Origin of the sequence: Streptomyces auratus, assembly GCF_050433025.1 — a bacterium.
In the GTDB taxonomy this organism is placed as follows: Bacteria; Actinomycetota; Actinomycetes; order Streptomycetales; family Streptomycetaceae; genus Streptomyces; species Streptomyces sioyaensis.
In genome coordinates, this window is record NZ_JBNGCB010000003.1 from 2,304,248 (window position 1) to 2,324,026 (window position 19,779).

Annotated in this window: 14 protein-coding genes; 7 read left to right on the forward strand and 7 right to left on the reverse strand. The window is 71.1% G+C overall.

Going from position 1 to position 19,779, the window contains the following annotated elements:
• Positions 1-17 precede the first annotated feature (17 nt).
• Positions 18-1,760, forward strand: a complete 1,743-nt coding sequence (locus tag BKA18_RS29785) for a pyruvate dehydrogenase (protein WP_006602290.1) — start codon at positions 18-20, stop codon at positions 1,758-1,760.
• Here BKA18_RS29785 and BKA18_RS29790 read toward each other — a convergent pair whose 3' ends face one another.
• A complete protein-coding gene (locus tag BKA18_RS29790; protein ID WP_366045830.1) occupies positions 1,761-4,994 on the reverse strand; it encodes an alpha-mannosidase in 3,234 nt (1,077 codons plus the stop codon). It abuts the gene before it with no gap.
• Between the two features lie 365 nt (positions 4,995-5,359).
• Here BKA18_RS29790 and BKA18_RS29795 point away from each other — a divergent pair, with 365 nt between their 5' ends.
• Positions 5,360-5,737 (forward strand): ATP-binding protein, encoded by a 378-nt coding sequence (locus tag BKA18_RS29795; RefSeq protein ID WP_093489348.1) that lies wholly within the window; start codon positions 5,360-5,362, stop codon positions 5,735-5,737.
• A 39-nt stretch (positions 5,738-5,776) separates the two neighbouring features.
• On the opposite strand, the gene BKA18_RS29800 is transcribed toward BKA18_RS29795, so the two are convergent.
• Positions 5,777-6,853: a DUF2637 domain-containing protein gene (locus tag BKA18_RS29800; RefSeq protein ID WP_429638782.1), complete on the reverse strand. Its 1,077-nt coding sequence runs from the start codon at positions 6,851-6,853 to the stop codon at positions 5,777-5,779.
• A gap of 548 nt (positions 6,854-7,401) precedes the next feature.
• Here BKA18_RS29800 and BKA18_RS29805 point away from each other — a divergent pair.
• A complete protein-coding gene (locus BKA18_RS29805) occupies positions 7,402-7,950 on the forward strand; it encodes a hypothetical protein (protein WP_366045832.1) in 549 nt (182 codons plus the stop codon).
• Between the two features lie 19 nt (positions 7,951-7,969).
• On the forward strand, positions 7,970-8,896 hold the full coding sequence (locus BKA18_RS29810; RefSeq protein WP_366045833.1) for a ribosome-inactivating family protein: 927 nt from the start codon (positions 7,970-7,972) through the stop codon (positions 8,894-8,896).
• A gap of 126 nt (positions 8,897-9,022) precedes the next feature.
• Here the strand turns inward: BKA18_RS29810 and BKA18_RS29815 are convergent, their stop codons facing one another.
• The 4 genes from BKA18_RS29815 to BKA18_RS29830 all read right to left on the reverse strand — a co-directional run bounded on the left by BKA18_RS29815 (position 9,023) and on the right by BKA18_RS29830 (position 15,019).
• The gene (locus tag BKA18_RS29815; protein WP_366045834.1) at positions 9,023-10,387 is read right to left on the reverse strand and encodes an MFS transporter; all 1,365 of its coding nucleotides are present in this window, start codon (positions 10,385-10,387) and stop codon (positions 9,023-9,025) included.
• Positions 10,388-10,465: 78 nt separating this feature from the next.
• Positions 10,466-11,662, reverse strand: a complete 1,197-nt coding sequence (locus tag BKA18_RS29820) for a type III PLP-dependent enzyme (RefSeq protein WP_366045835.1) — start codon at positions 11,660-11,662, stop codon at positions 10,466-10,468.
• On the reverse strand, positions 11,659-13,353 hold the full coding sequence (locus tag BKA18_RS29825) for an IucA/IucC family protein (RefSeq protein ID WP_366045836.1): 1,695 nt from the start codon (positions 13,351-13,353) through the stop codon (positions 11,659-11,661). The genes BKA18_RS29820 and BKA18_RS29825 overlap by 4 nt, the downstream gene beginning before the upstream one ends.
• Before the next feature lie 76 nt (positions 13,354-13,429).
• Positions 13,430-15,019 (reverse strand): IucA/IucC family protein, encoded by a 1,590-nt coding sequence (locus BKA18_RS29830; RefSeq protein WP_366045837.1) that lies wholly within the window; start codon positions 15,017-15,019, stop codon positions 13,430-13,432.
• A 498-nt stretch (positions 15,020-15,517) separates the two neighbouring features.
• On the opposite strand from BKA18_RS29830, the gene BKA18_RS29835 reads away from it, so the two are divergent.
• The 3 genes from BKA18_RS29835 to BKA18_RS29845 all read left to right on the forward strand — a co-directional run bounded on the left by BKA18_RS29835 (position 15,518) and on the right by BKA18_RS29845 (position 18,613).
• A complete protein-coding gene (locus BKA18_RS29835) occupies positions 15,518-16,276 on the forward strand; it encodes a response regulator transcription factor (protein ID WP_366045838.1) in 759 nt (252 codons plus the stop codon).
• Entirely contained in the window at positions 16,273-17,817 is a 1,545-nt protein-coding gene (locus BKA18_RS29840) for a sensor histidine kinase (protein WP_366045839.1), read from the forward strand. The genes BKA18_RS29835 and BKA18_RS29840 overlap by 4 nt, the downstream gene beginning before the upstream one ends.
• 61 nt (positions 17,818-17,878) lie before the next feature.
• The gene (locus BKA18_RS29845) at positions 17,879-18,613 is read left to right on the forward strand and encodes a response regulator transcription factor (protein WP_366045887.1); all 735 of its coding nucleotides are present in this window, start codon (positions 17,879-17,881) and stop codon (positions 18,611-18,613) included.
• A 195-nt stretch (positions 18,614-18,808) separates the two neighbouring features.
• Here BKA18_RS29845 and BKA18_RS29850 read toward each other — a convergent pair whose 3' ends face one another.
• A complete protein-coding gene (locus BKA18_RS29850; RefSeq protein WP_366045840.1) occupies positions 18,809-19,648 on the reverse strand; it encodes a (2Fe-2S)-binding protein in 840 nt (279 codons plus the stop codon).
• Between the last annotated feature and the right edge of the window lie 131 nt (positions 19,649-19,779).

The window sequence follows — 19,779 nt, forward strand, 5'->3', positions numbered from 1 at the left end:
GAAGGAGCGGCAGCGACATGGCGAAGCAGACCGTGGCCGAGCAGTTCGTGGACATCCTCGCGCGGGCGGGGGTGCAGCGGCTCTACGGCGTCGTCGGCGACAGTCTGAACCCAGTGGTGGACGCCATCCGCCGGAACTCCGCGATCGACTGGATCCAGGTCCGCCACGAGGAGGTCGCGGCCTTCGCCGCCGGAGCGGAAGCGCAGCTCACCGGCTCGCTCGCGGCCTGTGCCGGCTCCTGCGGCCCGGGCAATCTGCACCTCATCAACGGCCTCTTCGACGCCCACCGCTCCATGGCCCCGGTCCTCGCCCTGGCCTCCCACATCCCCTCCAGCGAGATCGGCACCACCTTCTTCCAGGAGACCCACCCCGACCGGCTGTTCACCGAGTGCAGCCACTACAGCGAACTGATCTCCAGCACGAAACAGATGCCCCGGGTGCTGCAGACCGCGATCCAGCACGCCATCGGGCAGCGCGGGGTCTCGGTGGTCTCCCTCCCCGGCGACATCGCCGCCGAGCAGGCCCCCGAGCGGGCCATCGAGCACGCGCTGGTCACCTCGCGCCCGACCGTGCGTCCAGGGGACGCCGAGATCGACACCTTCGCCCGGATGATCGACGAGGCCCGGTACGTCACGCTGTTCTGCGGCAGCGGCACCGCCGGCGCCCATGCCGAGGTGATGGAGTTCGCCGAGCGGGTGAAGTCCCCGGTCGGCCACGCGCTGCGGGGCAAGGAGTGGATCCAGTACGACAACCCGTACGACGTGGGCATGAGCGGGCTGCTGGGATACGGCGCCGCCTACGAGGCCACCCACGAGTGCGATCTGCTGATCCTGCTCGGCACCGACTTCCCGTACAACGCGTTCCTGCCCGACGACGTCAAGATCGTCCAGGTCGATGTCCGGCCCGAACACCTGGGCCGCCGCTCCAAGCTCGACCTGGCCGTCTGGGGCGATGTCCGCGAGACGCTGCGGTGCCTGACCCCCAAGGTCCGGCAGAAGCAGGACCGCACGTTCCTGGACCGGATGCTGAAGAAGCACGCCGACGCGCTGGAGGGCGTGGTCAAGGCCTACACCCGCAAGGTCGAGAAGCACACCCCGATCCACCCGGAGTACGTCGCGGCCATTCTGGACGAGGAGGCCGCCGACGACGCGATCTTCACCGTCGACACCGGTATGTGCAACGTCTGGGCCGCCCGCTATCTCACCCCCAACGGCCGCCGCCGGGTGATCGGTTCGTTCAGCCACGGCTCGATGGCCAATGCGCTGCCGCAGGCGATCGGCGCCCAGTTCATCGACCGCGGGCGGCAGGTCGTCTCCATGTCGGGCGACGGCGGCTTCTCCATGCTGATGGGCGACTTCCTCACCCTGGTCCAGTACGACCTGCCGGTGAAGGTGGTGCTGTTCAACAACTCCTCGCTGGGCATGGTGGAGCTGGAGATGCTGGTCTCCGGTCTGCCGTCGTACGGCACCACCAACCGCAACCCGGACTTCGCGGCCATCGCCCGCGCGGCCGGCGCCCACGGCGTCCGGGTGGAGAAGCCCAAGCAGGTACGCAGCGCTTTGCGCGACGCCTTCCGCCACAAGGGCCCGGCGCTGGTCGACATCGTCACCGACCCCAACGCCCTGTCGATCCCGCCGAAGATCAGCGCGGAGATGGTCTCCGGCTTCGCGCTGTCGGCCGGCAAGATCGTGCTGGACGGCGGGGTCGGCCGGATGCTGCAGATGGCCCGCTCCAACCTGCGCAACATTCCCCGGATGTAGTCAGCCGACCGGCGGGTGCTGGGGGCGCAGCCGCAGCGTGCGGATCTGGAACGGCCGCAGCTCGACCGTCAGATCGGAGGTCGGCCCCTCCTCCTCCCGGTGCAGCGGACGCTCCAGCAGGTCGGTGACGGTGGCCCGTTCGACGGGGAAGCCGGGGGACAGGGTGCCGCTCGCGCTTCCGCCCTGCGACTCGTACAGCCGCACCACCACATCGCCGCTGCGGTCCTCGGCGAGCTTGACCGACTCCACGGTCAGGGCCGGGTGGTCGACGCGGATCAGCGGCGGCACGGGCGGGGTGGCGGCGGTGCGCAGCGGGAGGTTGAGGGCCAGGCCCTCGGCGACGGCCTCGCCGGTCCCGGCGCCCGGCAGCAGCGCATAGGTGAAGTGGTGGGTGCCCTGGTCGGTCTCGGGGTCGGGGCTGTGCGGTGCGCGCAGCAGGGTCAGCCGCACCGTCGTGCCCAGGCCCTCGGGGTGTGGGGTGCGGGTGACGTCATGGCCGTACGTCGAGTCGTTGAGCAGCGCGACGCCGTAGCCGGGCTCGGCGACCCGCAGCCAGCGGTGGGCGCAGATCTCGAAACGGGCGGCGTCCCAGCTGGTGTTGGTGTGGGTGGGGCGGTGGACGTGCCCGAACTGCACCTCGGAGGTGGACCGTTCGGCGTGCACGTCCAGCGGGAACGCTGCCTTGAGCACCTTCTCCGATTCGTGCCAGTCGATGTCGGTGCGGATGTCGAGGCGGTGCGACCCGGCCCGCAGGGTCAGCTCCTGGACGATCCGGGACGCGCCGAACGCCCTGGTCACCCGCACCGTCGCGGACAGCGGCCCGGCCGCGGCCAGCTCGACGGACTCGGCGTCGGTCAGATCGGTGTGCCGGTTGCGGTAGTGCCGATCGAGGTCCCAGGCGTCGTACTGGTTGGGATGGTCGGGGTGCAGCTGCAGCAGATTGCCGCGGGCGCCCGGCGCCAGGACCTCCCGCCCGGCGTGCAGATCGCGTACGGACACCAGCAGCCCGTCGGTGTCGAGCCGCACCCGCAGCAGCCCGTTGTCGAGGGTGAGGTCGCCTTCGGTGCCGGTCTCGGTCCGGACGGGCGCCGGCGGCGGGGTGGGGGAGTCCGGGCCGGGCGGGCGGACGACGGCCGAGCCCAGCGCGGGGACGTGGACCGCGACGGCGGTGGGTCCGTCCGGGGCCCGGCCTCCCGCGGGCAGTTCGACGATCTCGTCCCGGTCGTAGGGCGAGGCGTTGAACACCGTCGGTGGCCCGGCGCTCCCCGCTCCCGTCCCGTCCAGCGCGCCGATCGCCGCCTCGATGATCCCGGTCAGTTCGGCCTCGGCCGCCGCATAGGTCTCACGGGCCTCGCGGTGCACCCAGGCGATGGACGACCCCGGCAGGATGTCGTGGAACTGATGCAGCAGAACGGTCTTCCACAGGCGGTCGAGGGCCTCGTACGGGTAGCGGTACGCGGCGCCCCCGTCTGCTCCTACGGAGGCCTCGCCCGCCCGTACGGCGGCCGTCGCGGCCCACAACTCCGCCTCGCGCAACAGATGTTCACAGCGCCGGTTGCCCTGTTTGGTCTTCGCCTGCGAGGTGTACGTACCGCGGTGGAACTGGAGGTACAGCTCGCCCGACCAGACCGGCGCCGTCGCGCCGTACTCCTCGTGCGCGGCCTCGAAGAACCGCGCCGGCGGCTCGATCTCCACGCGCGGTGAGCCCTCCAGAGAGCGCAGCCGGCGGGCCCGCTCCAGCATCTCGCGGGTCGGCCCGCCGCCGCCGTCGCCCCAGCCGAACGGCACCAGGGAGCGGGTGGCGCGGCCCTTGTCGGCGAAGTTCCGCTCCGCATGGGCGAGTTCGGCGCCGTGCAGACGGGAGTTGTAGGTGTCGACCGGGGGGAAGTGGGTGAAGACGCGGGTGCCGTCGATGCCCTCCCACCAGAACGTGTGGTGCGGCATCCGGTCGGTCTGGTTCCACGACAGCTTCTGGGTCAGGAACCACTTCACCCCGGCCAGCCGGGCCAGCTGCGGGAAGGCGGCCGTGTAGCCGAACGAGTCCGGCAGCCAGATCTCCTCGGTCTCCACCCCCAGCTCGTCGAGGAAGAAGCGCTTGCCGTGTACGAGCTGGCGGGCCAGCGCCTCACCGCCGGGCATATTGGCGTCCGACTCCACCCACATCGAGCCGACCGGCGCCCAGTTGCCCTCCCGTACGGCCTCCTTGATGCGCTCCCAGATATGCGGCTGGTGCTCCTTGACCCAGGCGTACTGCTGCGCCTGCGAGCAGGCGAACACCAGCTCCGGGTAGTCCTTCGCGAGGTGGGTGACATTGGCGAAGGTGCGGGACGCCTTGCGTACGGTCTCGCGCAGCGGCCACAGCCAGGCGGAATCGATATGCGCGTGTCCGGCGGCCGACACGCGGTGGGCGCTGGCGGCGGCCGGCCGGCCGAGCACCTCCGCCAGCGCGGCCCGGCCCGCGGCCGCCGTCCCGCCGACGTCATGCAGATCGAGCGCGTCCAGCATGTCCTCCAGGGCCCGCAGGATCTCGGGCCGGCGCGGGCGGTCGACGGGCAGCTCGTGCATCAGCTCCGACAGCACCTCGATGTCGAGGACCAGCTGCCAGACAGTCTCGTCGAGCACCGCGAGATCCGCCGCGGCGAAGCGGTACAGCGGCTGTCCGGGCGCGGTGCGGAGATCGCCGAGGTCGGTGGGGGAGAAGTCCCGCAGCACCGCAGGGTTCGCGGCGGCTTCCAGCAGCAGCCGGACCTCCTCCCCGCCGTCGGCCGGCGCGCCGACCGGGATGTGCCGGTTGCGCGGATGGATGCCCTTGAGGGGCACGCCGTCGGCGTCGTAGACCAGCCCCTCGGCCTGGAACCCGGGCCCGTCGCCGCTGAAGCCTGGGTCGATGACGGCCTCCACCCGCCGCCCGGCCCACTCCTGCGGCACCCGGCCCGCCAGCCGGAACCAGCTGGTGGACCACGGCGGCCCCCACGCCTCACCGGTTGCGAACGGTTCGTACGCGGCCGCCAGCGCCTCCCCCACGGGGACGGTTCCCCAAGCTCTCGACTCCTCCCCCACGCTCTCGGCTCCGTTCGAGCAGGGGGGACCCCCATGCGCAGGGGAGGCCCCAATCCCCGGCGCATGCCAGACCGAGAGCCGCAACGGCTCCCGCGCGGCGTACTGCGCGGGCCTGATGAACTGCCTCAGCGCCCGCTCCAGGCGCCCCTCCACCAGCAGTCGGTCGTCGTGCACAGCGGCTCCTCACACTCGTTCTCCCCGTGCGCCGGGGGCGCGCCCCCGGCGGGTGGCCGGGGAGCACCTCCCCGGCGTGGCCCGGTCCGGCGGGGTTCCACGACGGGCTCTGGTCAGGCATACCCACTGGGACACGGGGGGCTCACCCGGCGCGCGGGGCGTGCACCGGTGACCCCGCGGGCGGAAGCATGGCGGCTGATCCGATGGGCATGCTGACCGTGAGGCTGTTCGAGGCAGAGCGCCGAAGTTCGTTGGGGGCGGGGGAGAGCATGCGTCAGCCTGTGCGGCGCGAGGAACGGGACAGAGGAGAGCGCGGCGTCGAGGTGAGTCGCAGCGGCGGGAGCGCCGCGCGGGCGCCGGGCGTACTGGAGCGGAAGGTGCGCCATGCGGACCTGAAGGCGGTCGGCGAGGTGCGCCGCGAGCTGCGCCAGCTGCTGAGCCGCTGGACGGTGCCGGGGGGCGGCGAGCTCATGGAGGTCGCCACGCTGCTCACCAGCGAGCTGGTCACCAACGCCCTGGTGCATGCCGAGGGCGGTGCCGTCGTCACGGCCCGGGTCGGCGACCGGCTGCGGGTGGAGGTCCGGGACTTCGTCCCCGGGCGCCCCGAGCCGCGCGCCCCGACCACCGACGGGACCTCCGGCCGCGGGCTGATGCTGGTGCGTTCCTTAGCCGATGCGTGGGGGATCCGCACCGAGAGCCTCGGCAAGAGCGTGTGGTTCGAGCTGGGCGGCGGACCGGCCTGACCCGGGTCGGGGGCGCCGGCCGGCGCGGTCCGCCACCGGTCAGCCGAATTGCCGTTCGATCTCGGCGAGTTTCTCCTCCAGGGAGTCCAGACGCGGAATCGTCTGGGTGTCGTCCTCGGCGGTGAGATCGACGGTCCGCCGGGGACCGGCAGCGTCCTCGGCGTCCCCGGCCTCAGCACCGGACACGGCCTTCAGTGCCGGACGGGAGTGCGCCGGCGGCTCCCCGGCGAGCGGTGGCTGCGGCTCACCGGCTATGGCCGGGTCCGGGCCGGCCACCTCCGCGGGGGCCGATGCCGCCTGCGTCACCGCCAGCTGCCGGCCGCCGCGGCCCCAACTGCGGTGCTGCCGGTTGATGGCCTTGATCCTGGCCCGGTCGAGCTTGCCCTGCTCGCGCCTGCGCAGACGATTCTGCTCGCTCTGCCGCCGGTCCTCACGCACCTCCTCGACGGCCTCGTCCAGCGTCCGTACGCCCTCCAGCAGCATCAGCGACCAGGCCGCGAAGGTCTCCCGAGGCGCGCGCAGCCAGCGGACGATCCGGATCTGCGGCAGCGGACGCGGCACCAGACCCTGTTCGCGCAGCGCGGCCCGGCGGGTCTGCTTCAGCGCCCGGTCGAAGAGGACCGCGGCCGACAGCGACATCCCGGCGAAGAACTGCGGCGCACCGGCGTGGTCCAGGCCGCGCGGCGCATGCACCCAGTTGAACCAGGCAGCGGCGCCCGCGAAGGTCCACACCAGCATCCGGGAGCCGAGCGCCGCATCACCGTGGCTGGCCTCCCGCACGGCGAGCACGGAGCAGAACATCGCCGCACCGTCGAGCCCGAACGGCACCAGATACTCCCAGCCCCCGGAGAGGTTGAGGTTCTGTACGCCGAAGCCGACCAGACCGTGGAAGGACAGTGCGGCAGCGACCGCCGCACAGCAGAACAGCAGCAGATAGGAGGCCGAGGCGAAGACGGTCTCTTTGCGGCGGCGCCGCTCCTCGCTGCGCTCCCACGAGTCGCCACCGTCGGACCGCGCCGCCGCCCGCCGACCACGCACCACCAGCGCCACTGCCACCGGCACCCCGACGAGCACCAGGGCTCCGGGAACCAGCCAATCCAGCGATATGTCGGTCATCATTCTCATTCCGGGGTCCCTTTGCGTTGCGGTCCGCGTTTTGCGCGTCATCCTGGCGGAAGCTGCTGCCGTAACTGAGGCATTCGGAATAAGACGACGCCAAGGGGTGCGAAGAGCCTCGTTGGCGTCGAACTGTCGTTCCCTGGAACTGAGTTGAGTTCGAGCGAGATCACCCTGACGGGTGGCGTGTGGGCCGGAGTGCGAGGTCGAGCGTCGATTCGTGGCTGGTGCCGTCCGCCCCCAGGCGAGGCAAATCGGCGTGTGGTGAATTTCTTCATGCGACCTTGAAAGACGCGGCCGACTGGATATCGGAGCCTTTCCTTCCTCGGGGCATGGAGGAGGACGTTGAGGCGGAGGTCTGCGACGTCATGGACATGCCTCGCATCCACGCGTGAAGCCTCGCGTTGAGCGATCGTCAAAGGAACGTTGATCGCCGCTCCCTAGCGTCTCTGGCGCATCGATCACCGATCACCGATCAACGGCAAGGTGGGGTACGTATGTCGTTCCGTACACGAGGCAGGGGAAAGGTTTCTTCCTTATACGCCGGGGTGAACACGCCCCGGCGGCGGGCCGCGGTCATGGCCGGGGTGCTCGCGAGCGTGTCCGTGGTGGCGCTGGGGACGGCTTCCGCGGCGCCGCAGGACTCGGGCAAGTCGACGACGGCCGCTGTGCAGGCGGCTCCGGCGACCGACTCGGCGCGTGCGCACTGGCAGCCGCCGACGCACCAGAAGGTGGGCCCCGGGGACCCCAAGGCGGAGTTCCCGACGATGAACGCCGACTACCTGATCAGCGAGGTGTCGCCGGCGCAACACCGCGGCTGGTGGTACCAGTCCCACCTCACCGGCATCAACGTGACATGGATGGCGCCCTCGGGGCGGGATCCGTACGACGGCTGGGACTGGATCGAGATCACCGACAGCAAAGGCAACCGCATCACGTGGGACTGGGCCTGCGGCAACGACCACTGCGGCGCGTACGGCTCGACCATGATCGGTTTGCACCTGAACAAGGGCGAGGAGTACAAGGCCTTCTACTGGAGCGACGGAGGCCGGGTCACCAAGGGCCATCTGCGGGCCGAGTTCGACTTCTGGGCCTGACATGGGAGGCCGAGGAGAGATGACGCGAGGAACTGAACACGGGCTGCTGCGGCGGCGATTGGTCAGTGCGACGGTCATGGTGTCCGTGCTGGCGGGCACGCTCGGTGCGGGAAGCGCGGTCGCCCAGAACAGCCCGGAGGCCCGGCCACAGTCCCGGCCACAGACGCAGGCCCAGCCGAGGTTGGCAGGAAGCGACGAGGAGTACGCAGACCTCTACACGCACACGGTCGGGAACATCCGCAGCGCGATGCTGGGGGACGAGGCCGTCCGGCAGCCCGGGTCCGGCCATCTGATCCGCAACCCCGACCCCGAAGCCTTCCAGTCGATCAACATCGGACGGCTCGCCGAGCGCGACGACATCGCGGGCCGCGCGGTCCGAGGACTCTTCCGCCGGTCCGACAACTATCTGCTGGGCTTCTACGTGCGTCACGAGGACGGCCGCCAGATCGTCTACACGTTCGCCGAGGGCGGGAGGGACATGGTCCCGGGAGAGGTGTACGAGGGCGCCCAAAGGTCGCGCTTCCCCTTCCCCGTCACCTATCGCGACCTCCCCACCATCCAAGTCGGCCGGGGTTTCCTGAGGGATGCCGTACGCCAACTCTTCGACAACGACGCCGGCACGAGCAACCACAGACTGCAGGACGGTGTCGAGAGGCTGGCCGTGGCTCTGGCCGAAGGGTCGCGGTTCCAGTTGATTCCCGGGCTGATCGCCCAGCACATCCGGGGTGGGCAGAGCTGGACAGTGGGCGACCACGAGGCGGAGCTCCATGACTGGAGCGATCGGTCCGGGGTCGTCGTGGGCGCGCGTGCCGCCGACCCGAGCGGCGGCAACCGCTCCGTGTGGGGACAGCAGCGCCCGTACCGCTGGAACGGCGCCAACGTGATGCTGACCGCGCTGGACCTGGCCCGCCGGCTCTACCTGATCAAGCCGCCGCCGAAGCGCTGACGTACCGACCCGGTCGCCGGGGGCTGCCGCCGCCGTGCTCCACCTCGTGCTGCAGGGGGCGGCGCTGCCGCCGTGCCAGTGCCTCGGCGCGGCGGCCCCCGGTGCGGCCAGCTGGCACGTCCTGCCTCAGGCCGCTGGTCGGCGTGCGACGGGCTGTGCGGCGGATTCGGGGTGGAGGCGGCTGTCGATGGCTATCGGTGGCGGTGAGGCGACCGTGGCGAGCGGGGGGCTCTCTTGGGCGGTGCGTGAGCGTGTGGTGATCACGGTCGAGAGGGTGAGGGCGGCCATGGCGGAGAGCGCGCCGCCGAGGATGAGGCTGAAGCGGGCGCCGAGGGTGTCGGAGACCAGGCCGACCAAAGGGGCGCCGACCGGGGTGCCGCCGAGCAGCACCAAGAGGTAGACGGAGACGATGCGGCCGCGCATGCCCGGGTCGGCGTTCAGCTGCGTCATGGCGTTGGCCGTGGTCATCACGGTCACGGAGGCGAGCCCGGTGGGCAGCAGGACCAGCAGAAAGGCGGCGTAACCGGGCATGAAGCCGGACAGGGCCTCCAGGACTCCGAAGACGACCGTGGCGGTGACCAGGCGGCGAGCGGTGGGAGGCTTGCGTTTCCCGGCCCCCCGCAGCGCGCCGATGAGGCTGCCGACGGCGTAGGCAGCGGACAGGTAACCGTAGGCGGCGGAGCCCGAGTGGAAGACGGTGCGGGCGATCAGGGCGATGGTGACCTGGAAGTTGAAGCCGAACGTGCCGACGAAAGCGATGACCGTGATCGGCAGCAGCAGTTCGGGGGTGGCGCGGATGGCTCTGAACGCGTCGGACAAGCCGGTGTTTCCGCGGTTCTTCTCCTTGGGCGCGTGGAGTTCGTCGGCGCGGAGGGTGATCAGGCCGTAGAGGACGGCAAGGTACGACGCCGCGTTGGCCAGGAAGACGGGTCCGGTGCCCGCGACGGCGACCGCCAGGCCGGCCACGGCCGGACCGATCGCGCGGGCGACATTGAACTGGGCGGAGTTCAGGCTGACGGCGTTGGCCAGGCGTTCTGTGCCGACGAGTTCGCAGACGAAGGCGTTACGGGCCGGACTGTCCAGCGCCGTGGCCGTGCCCAGCAGGAAGGCCAGCACGTATACGGCCCACAGGTGCACTGCTCCGGTCACCGTCAGGACGCCCAGAACCAGGGACTGCACTCCCATGGCGGACTGGGTGAGGGTCAGCAGGCGGCGTTTGGCGAAGCGGTCGGCGAAGACGCCCCCGAAGAGACCGAAGAGTGTCTGCGGCAGGAACTGCAGGGCGGTGAGTATGCCGACGGCGCTGCCGCTGTTGCCGGTGAGCTGGAGGACGAGCAGGTCTTGGGCGGCGCGTTGCATCCAGGTGCCGGTGTTGGAGACGAGCTGCCCGATCAGGTACCGGCGGAAGTTGCGGGCCCCGAGCGTGGCGAGTGCTTCGCTCCGGGCCCGTCGCTTTCCGCCCCTTCGGACCCTGCGGTGTCGGCCTCCCACGCCGGGGGTGGCAAAGCAAGCGCGGAGGGTCTGCATCCTGTCGCTGCTGCGGACACGGCGGTGCTTGCTCATGACCTTCTACGGGTGGGGTCCGGCGAGGACGGGGGCGTGGTCGAGGTGGTGGAACTGCGGGGCGGGGTGCAGCAGGAACTCGTGGTGGGAGATGTTCCAGGCGTACGCCCCGGCCAGGGCGAAGGCGATCCGGTCGCCGACGCGCAGCCGTCCGACGTGCACCTCGCGGGCCAAGACGTCCTTGGGTGTGCACAACTGGCCCACCAGCGTGACGGGTTCGTCCTGGGCCTGGGGACGCTGCCAGGGACGGTCCCAGGTGTCGGCGGGGAGGATGCGGAACGGCTGGTTGTGCTGTTTGGTGGCCGGGGTGCGCAGGTGATGCGTACCGCCGCGCAGGACGGCGAAGGCGTGGCCGTGGCTGCGTTTGATGTCGAGGACCTCGGTGACGTACCAGCCGCAGTACACGGTGACCGCGCGGCCCGGCTCGATGCGCAGGGTCAGGCCGGGGTGTCCCTCCAGCAGACGGCGCAGACCGGCGCCGAAGGCCGCCCAGTCGAAGCGCCGGTCGGGGCGGGCGTAGTCGACCCCCATGCCACCGCCGAGGTTGACCTCGGTCAATTCCACGCCCTTGTGGTCCGCCCATTCGCTCGCCCAGGTCAGGACCTGGCCGGCGAGGTCGAGGTGGGCGGTGGCATCGAGGCCGCTGGCGAGGTGCACGTGGATGCCTCGTAGTCGGATGCGCGGGTCGTCGGCGAGGAGGGCCAGACAGCGGTCGAGGTGGCCGGGTTCCAGGCCGAAGGGGCTGGGCCGACCGCCCATGGCGAGGGCCACCGGACCGAGGGCGATCGGGAGGTTGACCCGGAGCAGGACGTCCACCGTGCGCTCGCCGAGCAGGCCGGTGAGCAGGTGGAGTTCCTGTTCGCTCTCGATGTGCAGGCGGTCCACTCCGCCTTGGAGGGCCTGTTCCAGTTCGGCGGGCGTCTTGCCGGGGCCGCCGAAGGCGATCGCCGTGCCTGGGCACGTGCGTTGGATGTGGTGGAGTTCGCCGCCGGAGGCGACCTCGAAGCCGTCGACGTGGTCGCTCAGCACCTCCATGAGCCGGGGGTCGGAGTTGGCCTTGGCCGCGTAGAAGAGTTCGACGCGCTCGGGCAGGGCGGTGCGGATGGCGGCCGCGTGTGCGCTCAGGTCCTGCAGGTCGTAGACGTAGACGGGGAGGTCTTCGGCACCCAGCTCGGCGACGTGCTGGAGGAGTTGCGGCCTCATCGGGTCACCTCGCGGGGGAAGCCCTCGCCCAGCGGGCTGGGCAGGGGAACGTAGCCGGCGTGCCGGTCGGCCTGCCGGGACCAGCGCAGCAGCAGGTTGGCCTTGGCGGGCAGCGGGACGCCCGAGAGCAGGGCGCGCAGCCGGGGCGGCTCGCCCGCGCTGCGGGAGTGGGCGTCGAGATGGTCGCGGACCAGGCCCCACAGGGCGGGCTCCAGGGCCGGGTCGGTGTCGGCGAGGGCGGCGAGGACTTCGGCGGTGTGGTTGACCAGGAGGCAGTAGGCCACCCGGTTCCAGCCGCGTTCGGCGTCGTACGTCATCGGTTTGCGGACGTCCTCGGGCAGGGCGGTGAGGAACTCGCGGTGGTGTTCGGGGAGGAGCTTGGTGCCTTCCAGGTCGCGGAAGAGCATCTGGGCGGGGGTGCCGTCGGCGCGTACGCCGACGACGACGTTCTGCAGATGGGGTTCGAGGACGATGCCGTGCTCGAAGTAGGCGGTCAGGACGGGCGGCAGCAGCAGGCCGAGGTAGGCGTCCCACCAGGCGAGCGCATCGCCGTCACCGCGCGCCAGCAGGCGGGACACCTGGGCCGAGCTGGTGGGGTGCTCGTCGGCGATCGCGGCGGCCAGCAGCGGGGTCACGCCCGGACGCAGGTGTGCGCGCAGGCCGCTGCGGACGATGACGCCGAAGCCCTCCAGGAGGGAGAGGTCGCCGTCGAGGGCAAGGGTGCGGTAACCCGGCTCGGGGAGCAGCGAGCTTCCGGGATGCGCCTGACCGATTGCGGCGAAGACGGGGTGGAGGAGCCGGTTGAGGGCGACGGCGCCGGACAGCTCGTATGCGGCGTTCTTGCGGACGCAGTTGGTCAGGCGGACGTTGAGGCTGAACTTCAGGAACGTGTCGGCGTCCGGCTGGTAGAGGGTCCGCACGGAGGCGGTGGGGGCGAAGTCCGGGCCCGTGACGCCGGTGTCGATGATCGAGCCTGCGGCCATGGCCCTGCGCAGGGTGGCGTGGTCGCCGAGCAGCCGGTACTGCCAGGGGTGCACCGGCAGGGTCAGGTAATCCCTTCGCCCGTCCGGGTGAAGGGCGTCGAGCCTGCTCAGATCGCCTTCCTCGCGCACCAGACGCCGATGGACGGCGAGGTAGCGCACCGGGAAGCGGGTGCCTGTCTCCGGGCCGTAGTCCAGCCAGTCCTCGGGGTCACCGGTGCGGGACTTGGGTGAGGGGTGGAAGCGGTGGCCGAAGACCAGGGACTGCTCGGACTCCAGGTACGGGTCCTGCGGCAAGGCCGCCGTGGCGCGCAGGTCCAGGACGGTGCGGATGGTGTTCCGGCTGTCGGTGACCTGGTCCAGGAACTCGTCGTTGGCCACACCGGTCCGCAGTTCCAGCTCGTCCTGGATGTATCCGGCGAGCTCTCGCCAGCCGATCGGGGACCAGCTCGCGCCGTCGTACCGCTTGATCTGTCCGTCGAAGCGGTGGGCGCCGATCAGGGAGATGCGGCGCAGGGGGACGCGGAGCAGGACGTCGCGGCGGGGCAGCCACAGCAGCAGGCGGTCTTTGTCGACGGTGACCTGTCGCTCGGGCGCGGACAGTTCGCGGATCAGGCAGTTGAGCAGGGTATGGGCGGTGACGGCGTCGGCGACCTGAGCGGGACTGTCGGTGGTGGCGAGGACGGCGCCGCTGGTGCTGGGGAGGGTCATGCGGAGAGACTCCAGTCGGTGCAAGGAGAGGTGCGGGGAGGCCGGCCGGGCACGGCAGGGGGAAGCGGGCTGTCAGTCAGCAGCGGTGGCGGGCCAGGGGGTTGGGGACGGGAGTCCATCGGGCGACGCCGGAGTCCTGTGCCAGGCGCATCGCGATGGTCGCCTTCAGCGGCAGCGTGTCGCCGAAGAAGGCCTGCCGGTCCCCGGCGGCATCGGGGAGGTCGGCGTAGACGCGGCGGCCGACGGCGGCCACCGCGGCCCACAGCTCCTCGGGGTCGGCCCCGTGCGTGCGCGACAACACGGCCACCAGTTCACTGAAGACACCGCTGAGCAGGCCGCCGAACAGCTTGGTGCGCAGCGCCGACTCGTCGTTTCCGGCTCGGGTGCCGGCCAGCGGTGGCAGTGCGAAGCCGTGCAGAGCGAGCCGGTCCGGATGGATGCGTACGCCGTCCAGGTCGCGGTAGAGCACCCGTACCGGCCGTCCGTCGCGCAGCGCGACGAGCGTGTTCTGGCCATGGGCCTCCAGCGCCACACCCATGGACAACAGCGTCAGCGCGGGCGGCAGGACGAGTCCGGCGAATTCCGCCAGCCAGCTGACCGGGTCGCCGCTCACCATGCGGGCCCCGGTGGCGTGGATGGCGGTGAGCGGCACGGCGATCTCTCCCGATTCCAGGTGCCGTTCGCTGGACTCACGGATCATCGCCGCCAGGCTGGCCGAGGGCGTGCCGTTCACGCGGATGGCGCCGCCGGCGAGTTCGCGCAGGATGCGCAGGCTCTCGCCGTGGCCGGCCTTGTCGACGACGGCGGTGACCAGCTCGGACAGTGGGGCTCCGTCGGCCACCTCGGCCGGGGAGATGGTGCGCCGGTAGTTGGTGACCTGCACGTCCAGCGCCGTCTTGATGTGGCAGCCGGGCAGGGCGTCGAGGGGGGACATGGTGCGCATGGACAGCAGCGGGCGGGCGGCGATCGTACGGTCCACGACCGGCAGGTCGGGCTGCCGGGCGAGGACGTGGTCACGCTGCCAGGGGTGGACCGGCATCAGGACGGTGTCGCCGTCCCGCAGTTCCTGGGGCCACTCGCCGGTGACCTGCCAGCGAGCGGCCGGTACGGCGACGAGCGCCAGCTCGATGACGGGGTGGTGCTCGGGCGCGTAGGCGAGCACCTCGGAGACGGACAGTCCGGTGCGGGTGCGGCAGCAGGGGTGCTGCGGATGGCCGTCGACCACCGTCTGTTCGGCGTCGGCGGAGTTCCGTACCGCGTCCGGCTCGTGGTTCGCCGCGCGGGCCAGGGCCAGGTTGGCGATGCTGTTGTCGAGCTCGGCGGCCAGACGCGAGGCGGTCTCCGTGTGGACCCCGAGGGCGGCGAGGAGCCGGGTCGGCCCCTCGATCGGACCGTGGGAGCCCTGCACGGTGAAGTCGGCGGGGATCGAAGCGAATCGTTCCGCCGCGGCGGCCGGGCCCGAGACCTGTCCGCCGCCCGTGAGGCGGATGACGAGGGTGTCGGCGTCGCGGTTGCGGTCGACGACACCCGGCAGGGGTTCGCGGGCCAAGGCGCCCCATAGTCGGCCGAGCACCGTGGCACGCGCACCGGGGAGCGCGGCCGTGAAGGGCTCGACCAGATCGGGGCGTACTCGGCGCAGTTCGTCGATCGTGCTGCTGTACGGCATGTTTCACCGTCCCGTGGCATAGGAAAATGAGCGGAGAGGCTGCGGAGGCAAAGAGAAAGCGCGAATGCGAGCGCCGTCCGCGATCAGTTGCCGGCAACGTTACGGGATCGTTAGTTAACTGATCGCCAGAGAAAAGGAAGGCCGGTATCAGAATCGATCCAGCATTCCGACCGCTCCACCGTTCCGGAAAATGGAACCGTCGTCGGACAATTGGCCGCATGTCCCGTGTGCCCGGCTCGGCAAGCGGAGCGGCTGCGCCGGGGTACCGCTTACCCGGAAAGCGGTTGCCGGCCGACGAAAAGCCTGCGCTGCACTTCTTAACAGACTGCTTGCACGCCGCTGTCATCTCGCTGACGTTGTGCTGCATCAGGCCCCGTAGGGTCGGTGACGGACAGCAGGCAGTGAAGGAAGACGGTTGTTCACTTTCGCCGAAGGCAATCCGCGCGACATTCAGCAGTTTCCCGGCGCAGGGCACCGCCGGCTTGTGAGTCTGTCGACATGCATGTCTTACTGATCGAGGACGACGACCGGGTCGCCGGGCCGCTGATGGAGGGCTTGAGCCGTTTCGGGTTCACCGTGGAGCACGCCCGTACGGGCGCCGACGGACTCGCCGCGGCGGAAGCGGAGATGGTGCTCCTGGACCTGGGGCTGCCCGACATGGACGGCATCGATGTCTGCCGCACCCTCCGACTGCGCTCCCAGGTGCCCATCATCATGATCAGCGCGAGAAACGACGAGGTCGACCGTGTGCTCGGTCTGGAGCTCGGGGCCGACGACTACCTGTCCAAACCGTTCGGGGTACGGGAACTGGTCGCCCGGATCCGGGCCGTCTTCCGTCGTGCCGGACCGGCTGCGGCCGAGCCGGTGGCGGCCATGCCCGCTTCCCGGGACGGCCACCCCGTACCGGTGGCCCGCGCGCAGCAGATCGGCCCGTTGACCCTTGACCGGCGGGGCCGCCGAGTCCGCCTGCACCAGACCTTCATCGCCCTGTCGCCCAAGGAGTTCGACCTGCTCGCCTATCTCGCCGACGACCCCGGCGCCGTCCGCACGCGACAACAGATCCTGGACGCCGTGTGGGAACCCAACTACTTCGGTCCCACCAAGACGTTGGACGTCCACGTCGCCGCACTGCGTCGCAAGCTCGGTGATCCCGCCTGGATCGACAACATCCGCGGCGTGGGGTTCCGGCTCATGCCACCCGCCGGCGGCGCATTCGCCTCGCAGGCGGAAGAGCACATCGAAGGAGGTGACCGGTGACCCGCCGCCTCCTCCTCAGCTATCTCAGCCTCACCCTGCTGGTGCTGCTGTGCCTGGAAGTGCCGTTCGGCTACGTCTACGCCCGCGGTCAGATGTCCCGCTTCACCGGCAACGGGCAGCAGGCCGTGGTCATGCTCGCAGAGGTGCTGGAGGAGAAGGTCGAGCGGCGGACCGCCACCGACCTGCCGGAGCTGGTGGCGAGCTTCGCGCGGCGCACCGGCAGCCATGTCACCGTCGTGGACAGCCAAGGAAAACTGCTCACCGACTCACGCAACGCGTTGCCCGCCGGGGCGGACCTGTCCACGCAGCCGGATATCGCAGCCGCTCTGCGGAACCGGTCCAATTCGGGGACCCGGCAGGATCCAGCTCTCGACGAAGCGGCCTTCTTCGCCACCGTGCCGGGCGCCTCCGGCGCCACGGTCCGCTGCGTCGTACGGGCCTCCTTTCCCCTCACTACGGTGACGTCCAAGGTCCATGACGCCTGGCTGGCGTTGGCAGCCGTGGGTCTGGGGGTACTGGCGGCCGTTGCGTTGATAGCTCTTGCGCTGGCCCGCTGGATCACCCGCCCGGTGCGGGCGCTGGAGCACGCCACGACGCAACTGGCCGACGGCACCCTGAAGGATCTGCCCGCCACCGACCTCGGACCCCCTGAGCTACGGCGCCTGGCCTCCAGCTTCGTCCGCACCGCGACCCGGCTCCAGCATCTGCTCAAGGCCCAGCACGCGTTCGCCTCGGAGGCGTCCCACCAGCTGAAGACCCCGCTGACCGCGCTGCGGCTGCGACTGGAGAACTTCGAGCCCTACCTCGACCCGCGCGCCCGGCCCAGCCTGGACGAAGCGGTGGAGGAGGTGGAGCGGCTCAGCCGCATGGTGCAGGGGCTGCTCGCCCTGGCCCGGCTGGAGAACGCGGCGACCACCCCCGAGGCCACCGACCTCGACTCCGTCGTCGCCGACCGCGCGGCCGTGTGGACCGCCTTCGCCGGCGAACACTACGTGGACATCGTCGTCGCCGGGCCGAAGATCGGCCGGGTGCGGGCCATCCCCGGCGCCCTGGACCAGATCATCGACAACCTGCTCTCCAACGCGCTGCGGGTCTCACCGCCCGAAACAACGATCACCTTGGCCACCGCCTGGGCGAGCGGGGCGCCCGGAACCGTGGAACTGCACGTGACCGACCAGGGCCCGGGCATGACCGAGGAACAGCGGCGACGCGCCTTCGACCGCTTCTGGCGAGCGAGCGACGCCGACCACGAAGGCACCGGCCTCGGCCTGCCCATCGTGAAGCAACTGGCCCGCGCCTCGGGCGGCGAGGTGACTCTGCAGGCCGCACCCGGCGGCGGACTTGATGCCGTTGTCCGCCTCAGGACCGCTGACGCCCACCGCACAGCCCATCCCCGACGTCCCCGGTCCGCGATGCGGGCACGACAGGGCGCGGTGCCTCCCCTCCCCACTCGCAGCACCGTCACCACCACCGCACGCCGCGACGCCGGCAGCGGCGGACCCACCCCAGACGATCACGGACACAGCCATGCCGACGCATAGCGATCCCTCGTACACCGCAGGGGCCGACCAGGTCGTCCCGGCCGGACCATCGGCAGAAACCATGCGGCTCCTGCTCGTCGAAGACGACGACCGGATCGCCGGTCCCGTCATGGAAGGGCTGAACCGCTACGGCTTCGCCGTCGACCACGTCAAATCCGGAGCCTCCGCCCTGTCGGCCTCCACCGCCGACCTCATCCTTCTGGACCTCGGGCTGCCCGACATGGACGGCATCGACGTCTGCCGGGCCCTGCGCGCCCGCTCCACCGTCCCCATCATCATGATCACCGCACGAGGCGAGGAGACCGACCGCGTCGTCGGCCTGGAAGTCGGAGCGGACGACTACCTCTCCAAGCCCTTCGGGGTACGCGAGTTGGTCGCCCGGATCCGAGCCGTCACCCGCCGCACCCACCCCGAGAGACTCGCCCCACTGCACACCGGCACGGCAACCGGACTCCCCCGTCAGCGCACGCAACTTCCGGAGGATCGTGGCGTCCAGCACCTCGGCCCGCTGACCATCGACCGGCGCACCAGGGGCGTCACCATCGACGGCCGCCCGCTCACACTCACCCCGAAGGAATTCGATCTCCTGGCCCAACTGGCCAGCGATCCCGGCGCCGTGCACTCCCGCCAGCAGATCCTCGACACGGTGTGGGACCCCAACTACTTCGGCCCCACCCGCACGCTCGACGTGCACGTGTCGGCGCTGCGCCGCAAGCTGGGCGACCCGGCCTGGATCGCCACCGTTCGCGGCATCGGCTTCCGCCTCACCGTCCCCGGCGACAGCACATATGCCTGAACGGCAGCGCACACGGAGCCGTGCGCTGCCCCACGAGTCCTCGGTACGGCCCCCTCACGGTCGGGGTGGAGGCTCCCGGGGAAGGCCGCGTCGTCCGCGGGGGTGGCGGGTCCCGCAGAGGACGGGCGTGCCTTCGAACTTCCTGGTAGCCGAGTTGAGTTCGAAGGGTGCGACCCGAAATGGGTGGCGTGGGGGTCAGGTGGTTGCGGTGAGGCGCTTGATGCGGGCGGTGTCGCAGGTGCGGGGGCAGGTGACGCAGGTGTCCTCGGGGCGGAGGGTGTAGTACATGCAGCAGCTGGCGCGGTCCCGGGTGGGGAGCGACTCGCCGGCCGGGCCGGTGAGGGTGCGGAATCCGGCAGCGCCGACGTAGGGAGCGGTGGTGCCCGGCAGCAGCCGCTTCAGTGCGGCCACCGCGCGCGGTTCCTCGCCCAGCAGATGCCCGAGGTACCACAGGCCCTCGACGAGCTCGTCGGACGCCAGGCCCCACAGCGCCCGCGGCCCGCGCCGCATCCGCGCGGCGAAACCGGCCAGGACGGGGGCGAGGTGCTCGGCCACCGCGGCCCGCACCTCCGCGCGCAGCGCCTCCTCGTCCGGTACGACCCGGGCGCCGGGCAGCCCGGCCGCCGGATCGTCCGGAAGACAGCAGAACGCGCCGATGCGGACCGCCATCCGCCCCGGCTCCCGCTGGAAGGACACGTCCTGTACGGGCAGCCGCGGGACCCGGCGGTGCAGGAACCAGGGCAGGGTGATCAGCAGGCAGGCGGGCCAGGCGTAGCGGTGCAGGGCGAAGCTCGCGACGACGTCCGGCCGGGCGCGCTGTCCGTAATCCCGCAGGATCTGCGCGTCGTCCTGGGCGAGAAAGGTCTCCAGGGCCGCGCCGCCGGCCGCGAGACCGGCCGCGCACACCCAGCCGTCGCCGCTGGGCGGCGCCGCGTCCCAGGTGGTCACCTGCAGGCCGGGGAAGACCTCCGAGAGCCGGGCGTAGGCGTCGGCGACGGGGTGGGCGGCGGGCGGAGCGGCGGGGACAGGAGCCATGGGGGAGACCACCGAATCGCGAGCGTCAGCAGGTAAGCCTTACCTTACCCGAGGACTTTACCCGTGCCTGCCGAACGCCAGTCCTCGCGGCTCCCGGACGTTCCTCGTCCGGTTTCGGATGTGCACGGCGG